Origin of the sequence: Niveispirillum sp. BGYR6 (assembly GCF_027568365.1) — a bacterium.
Lineage (GTDB): Bacteria > Pseudomonadota > Alphaproteobacteria > Azospirillales > Azospirillaceae > Niveispirillum.
This window is the reverse complement of sequence record NZ_JANLNL010000027.1, coordinates 1-2,500: the sequence shown is the minus strand read 5'-3', so window position 1 is coordinate 2,500 and position 2,500 is coordinate 1. Positions and strand designations below refer to the sequence as shown.

At 55.8% G+C, this 2,500-nt stretch carries 1 tRNA gene and 2 rRNA genes (1 of these 3 cut by a window edge); all 3 read right to left on the bottom strand.

The features are described 5' to 3' along the window. Positions 1–586, bottom strand: a 23S ribosomal RNA gene (locus tag PCJ49_RS24610) (it extends 2,163 nt beyond the left edge of the window). Positions 587–871: 285 nt separating this feature from the next. Then, positions 872–947, bottom strand: a tRNA-Ala gene (locus PCJ49_RS24605). 150 nt (positions 948–1,097) lie between these two features. Beyond that, positions 1,098–2,500, bottom strand: a 16S ribosomal RNA gene (locus tag PCJ49_RS24600); the annotation flags it as partial.

Genomic DNA, 2,500 nt, shown 5'->3' with positions numbered 1-2,500 from the left:
TTGCTGCCGACTGTAAGTCGCTGACCCATTATACAAAAGGTACGCCGTCACCCCGCAAGGAGGCTCCGACTGTTTGTAGGCATCCGGTTTCAGGTGCTCTTTCACTCCCCTCGTCGGGGTGCTTTTCACCTTTCCCTCACGGTACTGGTTCACTATCGGTCACTGAGGAGTACTTAGGCTTGGAGGGTGGTCCCCCCATGTTCAGACAGGATTTCACGTGTCCCGCCCTACTCGAGGATCAATTCCGATTTACCTGTACGGGGCTATCACCCGCTTTGGCCCGACTTTCCAGACGGTTCCAGTTATGTAGAATTGACCACTGGCCTGGTCCGCGTTCGCTCGCCACTACTAGCGGAGTCTCGGTTGATGTCCTTTCCTCCGGGTACTTAGATGTTTCAGTTCCCCGGGTTCGCTTCCCAAACCTATGTATTCAGCTTGGGATACCTATTGCTAGGTGGGTTTCCCCATTCGGATATTCACGGATCAAAGCTTGCTCGCAGCTCCCCATGACTTTTCGCAGCGTGCCACGTCCTTCATCGCCTCTCAGTGCCAAGGCATCCACCAGATGCCCTTAAGACGCTTGATCTCTCTTTACGCTCACGCGCAGGGACAAGCCCGCACAACAAACGCAAAACACTCAGCATCATTTCCGCTTAACAAGGCGCAGACTGAACTGCTGATCGAACTCCCTCGGCAGAGAGCCCAACCCCTCGTAAAGCGGACCCTTGGTCACACTTCACAAAACCATTTTCACGATGTCCAAGAACCGGCAGCCCTTGCTGCCTACAGTCACAGGTAAACCTGCAACCGATCCGATTGCCTACTCATGGATTTATCACTGCCTCCAAGCTCAACATCATGCGACGGAACTTGGTGGAGGCGGACGGGATCGAACCGACGACCTCATGCTTGCAAAGCACGCGCTCTCCCAACTGAGCTACGCCCCCAATCAGGCTGGTGACCCCAACAATGATAGCCCAGTCAACGACCAGGCTTCACTGTCGATCCATGAGAAGGGATGCGGAGACGGCGTATCCGTTGGCCAAAGCCATGCTGGAATATCCAGCAGGTCGGCGAAACGAAAGGCTCTTCCTTAGAAAGGAGGTGATCCAGCCGCAGGTTCCCCTACGGCTACCTTGTTACGACTTCACCCCAGTCGCTGACCGTACCGTGGTCGGCTGCCTCCTTGCGGTTAGCGCACCGGCTTCAGGTAAAGCCAACTCCCATGGTGTGACGGGCGGTGTGTACAAGGCCCGGGAACGTATTCACCGCGGCGTGCTGATCCGCGATTACTAGCGATTCCAACTTCATGCACCCGAGTTGCAGAGTGCAATCCGAACTGAGATGGCTTTTGGAGATTCGCTTCCACTCGCGTGGTCGCTGCCCACTGTCACCACCATTGTAGCACGTGTGTAGCCCAACCCGTAAGGGCCATGAGGACTTGACGTCATCCCCGCCTTCCTCCGGCTTGTCACCGGCAGTTCTGCTAGAGTGCCCAACTAAATGCTGGCAACTAACAGTGGGGGTTGCGCTCGTTGCGGGACTTAACCCAACATCTCACGACACGAGCTGACGACAGCCATGCAGCACCTGTGTCCCTGTCCCCGAAAGGAAAGATGCATCTCTGCATCGGTCAAGGCATGTCAAGGGTTGGTAAGGTTCTGCGCGTTGCTTCGAATTAAACCACATGCTCCACCGCTTGTGCGGGCCCCCGTCAATTCCTTTGAGTTTCAACCTTGCGGCCGTACTCCCCAGGCGGTCGGCTTAATGCGTTAGCTGCGACACTGAAGCTCTAAGAGCCCCAACGTCTAGCCGACATCGTTTACGGCGTGGACTACCAGGGTATCTAATCCTGTTTGCTCCCCACGCTTTCGCGCCTCAGCGTCAGTTACCGTCCAGTGGGCCGCCTTCGCCACCGGTGTTCTTCCCAATATCTACGAATTTCACCTCTACACTGGGAATTCCACCCACCTCTCCGGTACTCTAGTCTCACAGTCTCAAGCGCAGTTCCCAGGTTAAGCCCGGGGCTTTCACGCCTGACTTGAAAAACCGCCTACGCGCCCTTTACGCCCAGTAATTCCGAACAACGCTAGCCCCCTTCGTATTACCGCGGCTGCTGGCACGAAGTTAGCCGGGGCTTCTTCTCACACTACCGTCATCATCGTCGTGTGCGAAAGAGCTTTACAACCCGAAGGCCTTCATCACTCACGCGGCATGGCTGGATCAGGCTTGCGCCCATTGTCCAATATTCCCCACTGCTGCCTCCCGTAGGAGTCTGGGCCGTGTCTCAGTCCCAGTGTGGCTGATCATCCTCTCAGACCAGCTACTGATCGTCGGCTTGGTAGGCCATTACCCCACCAACTACCTAATCAGACGCGGGCTGCTCCTTTGGCGATAAATCTTTCCCCCGTAGGGCTCATCCGGTATTAGCGTTCGTTTCCAAACGTTATTCCGAACCAAAGGATACATTCCCACGTGTTACTCACCCGTGCGCCACTCA